This window comes from Stenotrophomonas sp. STEN033 (genome assembly GCF_056856655.1).
In genome coordinates this window covers 21656-29335 of record NZ_JBXFWM010000058.1, presented here as the reverse complement: position 1 = coordinate 29335, position 7680 = coordinate 21656, and the positions used below count along the sequence as shown (strand labels likewise).

General features: G+C 65.6%; 6 protein-coding genes. 2 read left to right on the top strand and 4 right to left on the bottom strand.

Features of this window, described 5'->3' with window-relative positions; genetic code table 11:
• The first annotated feature begins 221 nt into the window (after nucleotides 1-221).
• On the top strand, nucleotides 222-1622 hold the full coding sequence (gltX, locus tag AC1VXC_RS16490; RefSeq protein WP_313495267.1) for a glutamate--tRNA ligase: 1401 nt from the start codon (nucleotides 222-224) through the stop codon (nucleotides 1620-1622).
• Nucleotides 1623-1638: 16 nt separating this feature from the next.
• Nucleotides 1639-2124 (top strand): Fur family transcriptional regulator, encoded by a 486-nt coding sequence (locus AC1VXC_RS16485; RefSeq protein WP_062166516.1) that lies wholly within the window; start codon nucleotides 1639-1641, stop codon nucleotides 2122-2124.
• Nucleotides 2125-2331: 207 nt separating this feature from the next.
• Here the strand turns inward: AC1VXC_RS16485 and AC1VXC_RS16480 are convergent, their stop codons facing one another.
• From AC1VXC_RS16480 to AC1VXC_RS16465, 4 genes are all read right to left on the bottom strand, one after another.
• Complete coding sequence (locus AC1VXC_RS16480; protein WP_481539824.1) at nucleotides 2332-4026, bottom strand: amidohydrolase; 1695 nt, start codon at nucleotides 4024-4026, stop codon at nucleotides 2332-2334.
• A 263-nt stretch (nucleotides 4027-4289) separates the two neighbouring features.
• Entirely contained in the window at nucleotides 4290-5399 is a 1110-nt protein-coding gene (locus AC1VXC_RS16475) for an HlyD family secretion protein (protein ID WP_481539823.1), read from the bottom strand.
• Nucleotides 5396-7060 (bottom strand): MFS transporter, encoded by a 1665-nt coding sequence (locus AC1VXC_RS16470; protein ID WP_481539822.1) that lies wholly within the window; start codon nucleotides 7058-7060, stop codon nucleotides 5396-5398. The genes AC1VXC_RS16475 and AC1VXC_RS16470 overlap by 4 nt, the downstream gene beginning before the upstream one ends.
• Nucleotides 7057-7626, bottom strand: a complete 570-nt coding sequence (locus tag AC1VXC_RS16465; protein WP_313399674.1) for a TetR/AcrR family transcriptional regulator — start codon at nucleotides 7624-7626, stop codon at nucleotides 7057-7059. The genes AC1VXC_RS16470 and AC1VXC_RS16465 overlap by 4 nt, the downstream gene beginning before the upstream one ends.
• Nucleotides 7627-7680: the final 54 nt, after the last annotated feature.

The following is a 7680-nucleotide window of genomic DNA, read 5'->3' as shown; positions in this document are numbered from 1 at the left end:
CGGCAGCGTCAGATGTGTATAAGAGACAGAGCCAAAGCCAAAGCCAAAGCCAAAGCTGCCCTCACCCCAACCCCTCTCCCGTGAACGGGAGAGGGGCTTAGAGCTGCAGGTCGCTGGCGCTTGCTGCGTCTTGTGGTCCGCGCGCCAAGGGCTGAAGCCGGTTCAAGGCACCGGAGCAGGGGAAAAGGTAAAATGCCCCGATTCCCACATCTGCGCCTGTCATGACCGTCCGTACTCGCTTTGCCCCCAGTCCCACCGGCTACCTGCATATTGGTGGCGCCCGCACCGCGCTGTATTGCTGGCTGGAGGCGCGTCATCGTGGCGGTGAGTTCGTGCTGCGCATTGAAGATACCGACCGCGAGCGCTCTACCCAGGCGGCCATCGACGCCATCCTGGAGGCCATGGACTGGTTGGGCCTGGGCTATGACGAGGGTCCGATCTACCAGACCGCGCGCGTCGCCCGTTACCAGGAAGTGGCCGAGCAGCTGATCGCCTCGGGCAAGGCCTATTACGCCTACGAGACCAAGGAAGAGCTGGACGCCATGCGCGAGGCCGCCATGGCCAAGCAGGAAAAGCCGCGCTACAACGGCGCCGCCCGCGAACTCAACCTGGCGTACAAGGACGACCCGAACCGCGTCATCCGCTTCAAGAACCCGCTCGACGGCACCGTGGTGTTCGACGACCTGATCAAGGGCAAGATCGAGATCGCCAACAGCGAGCTCGATGACATGGTCATCTTCCGCCCGGACGGTTACCCCACCTACAACTTCGCGGTGGTGGTCGACGATTGGGACATGAGCATCAATGAGGTCATCCGCGGCGATGACCACATCAACAACACCCCGCGCCAGATCAACCTGTACGAGGCCATCGGCGCGCCGGTGCCCAAGTTCGGCCACATGCCGATGATTCTGGACGAGCAGGGCGCCAAGCTGTCCAAGCGCACCGGTGCTGCCGACGTGATGCAGTACAAGGATGCCGGCTACCTGCCCGAGGCGCTGTTGAGCTACCTGGCCCGCCTGGGCTGGTCGCACGGCGACCAGGAGATCTTCACCCGCCAGGAACTGATCGACCTGTTCGACGTCACCAACTGCAACTCCAAGGCCGCGCGCCTGGACATGGCCAAGCTGGGCTGGGTCAACCAGCACTTCCTGAAGACCGAGACGCCCGAATCCATCGTTCCGCACCTGGTCTACCAGCTGGAAAAGCTGGGCCTGGACCTGGCCAAGGGGCCGGCGCCGGTGGACGTGGTCATCGCCCTGCGCGAGCGCGTGCAGACCCTGAAGGAAATGGCCGAGAAGGCCGTGGTCTGGTACACCCCGCTGAGCGAATACGACGAAGCCGCGGTGGCCAAGCACTTCAAGGCCGGTGCCGAGGTTCCGCTGGCGAAGGCGCGCGAACTGCTGGCCGCTGCCGAATGGACCGCTGAAGGCGTGTCGGCGGCGCTGCACGAGGTGGCCGCGCAGCTGGAAATCGGCATGGGCAAGGTGGCCCAGCCGCTGCGCGTGGCCATCACCGGCACCCAGGTGAGCCCGGATATTTCCCATACCGTGTACCTGGCCGGCCGCGACGAGGCCTTGAAACGCATCGACGCCGCACTCATCAAGATCCCAACGGCCTGATTCCGACGAGGTAGCCATGACCGACGCCCACTCCTGTACCGCCCCGCACCACCACGTCGAAGACGCGGCGGACTTTGTCGCGGTGGTCGAGCGGGTGTGTCGCGAGCGCGGGTTGCGGCTGACGCCGATCCGCGCCAACGTGCTGCGCCTGATTGCGGAGGCGGGCAAGCCGGTCAAGGCCTACGAACTGCTGGAATGGGTGCGCGAAGGCAAGGGTGTGGGCGCCGATGCCCCGCCCACGGTGTACCGCGCGCTGGATTTCCTGATGGCCAATGGCTTCGTGCACAAGCTGGCGTCGGTCAACTCGTTCGTCGCCTGCCACCACCCCAGCAGCAACCAGCACTCGGTGCCCTTCCTGATCTGCGACCGCTGCCATAGCGCGGTGGAGCTGGAAGACCGCGACATCGTTCGCCAGCTCGAGGCCCGCGCCAAGGAGCTGGGCTTCAAGCCGCAGGCGCAGACGCTGGAAGTGCATGGCCTGTGCGCGAACTGCGCAGGCTGAAGCTTTTCAGCCCCTCTCCCTGCGGGAGAGGGGTTGGGGTGAGGGTAAGACTTCAAGCAGAACTGACCCGTGTAGGAGCGACGTAAGCGGCGAAGCCGATAGGCCTTGACCGCCCCGATCACGTCGGTGCGGGCAATGCGCTATCGGCTTCGGATGTTGCAGTGGTTTCGCGGCTTACGCCGCTCCCACAACAACCACATATCGCTCCTACGGCTTTGCCTCGTAAACCACTTCGCCATCCTTGATGGTCTGCAGCACCTTGATGGTGTGCAGCTGGCTGCGTTCGATGCTCAGCGGGTTGTCCGACAGCAGTACCAGGTCGGCACGCTTGCCGACCTCGATCGAGCCCTTGCTGCTTTCCTCGCCGTACTGACGCGCGGCCCACAAGGTGATCGCCTTCAGCGCGATCAAAGGCGATACCCGTTGCTCAGGGCCCAGTACGCGACCACTGCGGGTCACGCGGTTGACCGTGGCATCGAGCACCCGCATCGAATCCGGGAACACCACCGGCGCATCGTGGTGCGAGGTGAACACCATGCCGGCATCCAGCACCCATTGCGTCGGCGAGATGTTCTCGGCGCGCTCCGGGCCCAGCACCGAGTCGCGGTGCCAATCACCCCAGTAGTAGGTGTGCATCGGGAACAGCGAGGGGAAGATACCCAGCCGGCGCAGCTCGCCCACCTGGTCCTTGCGCAGGGTCTGGCCGTGGATCAGCACCGGTACAAGATGCTTGTCGGGGTATTTGGCTTCGGCGCTGGCCACTGCATGGATCAGCTGATCAATGGCGGCATCGCCATTGGCATGGGCCAGCACCTGCCAGCCATGGCCCCAGGCCTGGGTGATCAGGTCGTCGACCTTGGCATCCGGGAAGGCCGGGTAGCCGGCATAGTCCGGCTTCTCGCCTTCGGGCACCTTGTAATAGGGCTTGGTCAGCCACGCGGTCTTGCCCTGCGGCGAGCCGTCCAGGCTGATCTTTACCCCGCCGATGCGGTAGTGGTCGGTGTAGTTCAGGCCGTAGAACGGACCCTGCATGGCCGGGTTCTGCAGGGCCACTTCGATGTCGGGGTAGGCCACCACGTCGATCTTGAGCTTGCCGGCCTTGGCCGCCATCGGCAGCAGTTGTAGCGTGCCGGCATCGCTCTTGCCGTCCTGCGCGGTGGTGTAGCCGTATTTCATGTACAGCGCCTGGCCGGCCTCAAGCATGGCCAGGGATTGCTCGGCAGTCATTGCCGGCATCAGCTTGGCCAGGGCGAGGTTGTGCGCGCTTTCTTCCAGTACGCCGTCGGGCACCGTGCTGCCGGGCTCGCGGCGGATCACGCCGCCGGGTGGATTGGGGGTGTCGGCGGTGATGCCGGCCATTTCCAGCGCCTTGCTGTTGTAGGCGCCGAGGTGGCCGGACTGGTGCATCAGGATGATCGGGATATCGGTGGTGATGGCATCCAGATCCTGGCGGGTGGGATGCCGCTGTTCGGCCAACTGCGAGTCGTCGTAGCCGAAGCCGATCAGCACCTTGTAGCCCTCGGGGGTGGTCGGGTGTGCGCGGAACTCGCGCATGATCTTCTGCAGCGCGGGGATGGAGTTGCCTTCGCCATCGGGCGCGGGCAGCAGGTTGGCGGACAGCGCCTGCAGGCCAACGCCGGAGACATGGCCATGGGCGTCGATGAAGCCCGGTGCCAGGGTGTGGCCATGCAGGTCGATCTGCTGCGCCTTCGGGCTGAAGCGCAGTGCGGCCTGGCGGCTGCCGACGAAGGCGATACGGCCGTCGCGCACGACGATGGCCTCGGCATCGGGCTGGCGCTCGTTGACGGTGACGATGGGCCCGCCGGCGTACAGCGTATCGGCGGCGTTGGCGGAGCTGGCGGTGAGCGCGGCCAGTACGGAGAGCGCCAGATGCAGTTTCACCGAGGGTTCTCCCGGCTGTGGGCAAGGGTACAGCGTAGCGCTTTGGTGGTTTGGGTGTGGTGAGGCGAAGTGACGCAGTCCGCGGATTCCCCGGCCGAAGCCCGCGCTCCAGCCCCCTCCCTTGCGCAGCAGGGGAGGGTTGGGGAGGGGTTGGCTTTTGGGCTTTTGCTTGCTGCTGGTTCTGCGGCTTATGCCGCTCCTGCGGGATTGTTTGGAAAGCCCCTGCCGAGCATGGCTCGGCACTACCGCCTACAACCTACCACCTACCGCCGGCGTGCCTGCGGGCTTGCTGCCGTGTCTACCTCCACCACGACCGACATGCCCGGGCGAAGGCGCGCGGCCAGTGGCTGGTCGGGGTCGATGGCGATGCGGATCGGCAGGCGCTGCACCACCTTGGTGAAGTTGCCGCTGGCGTTGTCCGGCTTGAGCACCGAGAACTCCGAGCCGGTGGCCGGGGCGATCTGCTCGATGTGGCCAGTCAGCTGCTTGCCCTGGAAGGCATCGACACTAAAGGTCGCCGGCTGCCCGATGGCCATGTTCCAGGTCTGGCCTTCCTTGTAGTTGGCCACCACCCACAGGCTGTCCGGCACCAGGAACAGCAACTGGCTGCCGGCGGTGACGTATTGCCCAAGCCGCACCGTCGCCTCCGACACCTGGCCGTCACGAGGGGCCTTGATGATTGTGTTGTCCAGGTCGATCCGGGCCAGTTCCAAGGCCGCTTCGGCCATCGCTACCTTGGCTTCCAGTCCCTTGCGCGCCACCTGGGTGGAGGTCAGCGTTTCCTCGGCGATATGGATGGCAGCCTGCGACTGCGCGACACCGGCGGTTGCCGCCTGCGCGGACGAACGCAGCTTGTCGCGGTCGCTGTTGGAAACCAGTTGCTGGGACGCCAGTGTTTCGTAGCGCTGCAGCTCGGTGCGGCTGCGCTGCTGCTCGGCCTGTTCGGCGGCGTAGTTGGCACGCGCGGAGCTGATCTGCGCACGGTTCTGCGCCTGGCTCTGGTCGGAGTTGGCCAGCTGCGCGCGCGCATCCTCCAGCGCGGCCTGGGCCTGGTCCACCTTCTGCCGGTAGATGCGGTCGTCGATGCGCAGCAGGGGCTGGTCTTTTTTGACGTGGTCGAAATCGCTGACCAGTACCTCGGTGACATAGCCGTTGACCTGCGGCGCCAGCACCGTTACCTGGCCACGCACATAGGCATCGTCGGTGTGCATGTGGCTGCTGTTGAACGGCCACAGCTGCCAGGCGCGCAGGATCAGGGTCAGCCCGACCAGGGCGACGGCAATCATCACCACCACGCTGGCGCGGCTGGGCCGGTTGTACTTGGACACCGGCGCCGAGGCGGATGTTGCTGGGGTTTCGGTCTTGTTGCTCATGTTTCAGCTCGTTGGTTCGGGGCGCCGGCAGGCTGGCGCCGGATCACCTGTTTCACACGGGGATTGCGCAGCGTCACTTCCAGCAGCAGCCAGCTCAGGAAGCAGATCGCGACCCAGCCACTGAAGGCGAATACATCGTTGAAGGCGCGCACATTGGCCTCGCGTTTGGCACTGGCGGCCAGCGCGGCACTGGCCTGGGCCTTCAGTTGTACCGGGTCGGTGATGACGCGGGCGTAGGCCTGTTGCTGCAGCTGCAGCCGGCGGGCCACCTGCGGGTCGGCGGGGTTGAGCTGGCTGACCAGTGCGGTGGAATAGATGTGCTCGCGGTGCAGCTGGTAGCTGCTGAGGAAGGCCGAGCCGGCCAGACTGCCAAAGCTCTGGGTCAGCGACAGGATCACGATGAAGGACACGATATGGTCCAGCCCGCGTGCCATCGCCTGGCGTATGCCCATCAGCATCAGCGGGCCCATGAACATGCCGCTGCCCACCGCCGCGAAGAACTGGCTCAAGGCGAAATCCATCGGCCGGTCCATGCTGGTGCGGTGCTGGTCGAGGAAGGCGGCGGTGCCGAGCAGGATGATCGAGGTCAGCAACTGCGGGATCAGCGCCTTCGGCCCGAAGGTCAGCGCACCGGCGGCAATGCCGACCAGCACGCCGACCAGGATCACGCCGAACAGGGGCGCCATCTGCTCCGGCCCCATGCCCAGCGTGCGCATCATGGTGATCATCCCGTAGGACTGCTCATTGGTCAGGAAGCGGATCAGGAAGGCGCCGATGATGAAACGCAGCATCACCGGGCCCATCAACCAGCGCACCTGCAGCAGCGGGTTGCGGCGCTGGTGCTCGATGCACAGGCCGACCGTGATCAAAACCACGGCCGCAGACAGCACCCAGCCCAGCCATGGTGAATCGAACCACCAATGCAGATAGCCCTGGCTCAGCACCACCACCAGCAGCGCCAGGCCCGGTGCCAGCAGGGCGAAGGTGAGGAAATCCTTGCGCTCGAACACCTTGATCTGGATGCCGGGTGGCAGCTTCAGTACTACCACCGCCGCAAACGAACACAGCGCAAGGCCAGCCTCGAACAGGTAGAGGTTCTGCCACTCACCATGGTCGAGCAGGCCGGGCGACAGCAGCCAGGCCAGTGGCACCGCCAGCTGCGACAGGCCAACGCCGATCACCAGCAGGTTGCCCACGTATTTGCGCGGCAGCGCCTGCAGCATGTACAGCGTGCCCAAGGTGGTGCAGGCAGCACCGGCAAAGCCACTGCCGGCGCGCACCAGCAGCGTGGTGGTGGTGGTGCCGACAAACAGATGCAGCACGGCCAACGCCGCATAGGTGCCCAGGCCGATCTCGGCGAACAGGCGGATGCCGTATTCCTGGCGGAACTTGAACACCAGCAGGTTGGCGCTGACGTTGACCATCAGGTAGGCCGCCACCAACCAGTTCGCCTCGCTGGCCTGCAGGCCCATCTGCCCGGTGATCCACGGCAGGTTGGCGCTGATCAGCGCATTGCCCAGGCCGCCGGTGATCGCGACCAGCACCGCCACCGCGGCATAGGCGGCACGCCGATGCGGCGGGTGCCAGGGCATCGAGGCTGAGCCGGGCAGGGAGGGCTTTTCGTGTTCCTCCCAGTCCGGGATGGGCTTGAGTGGCTTCATGTGCGTTCCGCTGCAGCCGGCGCGGCCAGGCCGGGACGCAGCAATTCAATCGCACGGCGTGCGAGGGTGGCGCGATCTTCGGCGGTGCGCCCGCGCAGTGCGGCCCCCAGCATGCTGGAAATCAGCGAGATATCGGCCAACTGCAGGTCCTGGCGGCACAGCCCGGCATCCTTGGCACGCTGCAGGGCCGGTGCCGACAGCGCCAGGATGTGCTCGCGGGCGGCCTTGATGGCCGGGTCGTCGCGGTCCACCGCACGCCAGTAATCGGCCAGCGCAGGGGAATGCACGATGCGCCGGGCCATGCCCTTGATCAGCTCGAACAAGGCGTCGTCGCGGTCGCCCAGTTCCTGCAGGTGGACCTCGATCTTCTCCACGGTCCGCTGCAGCAGCGCTTCAACCAGCGCGGTGCGGTCGGGGAAGTTGCGGTACAGGGTGGCGCGGCCAACGCCGGCGCGTTCCACTACCAGGTCAAGCGGGGCGGTGATGCCGTGTTCACCGAACACGGCGTCGGCCGCGTCCAATAGCAAAGCGCGACGCGCGACGGCATCGGAACGTAAAGAAGTCATGCTGCATATGATCCGGACAAAAATGTCCGGTTTCAATGGCGGCGATGAAACGGC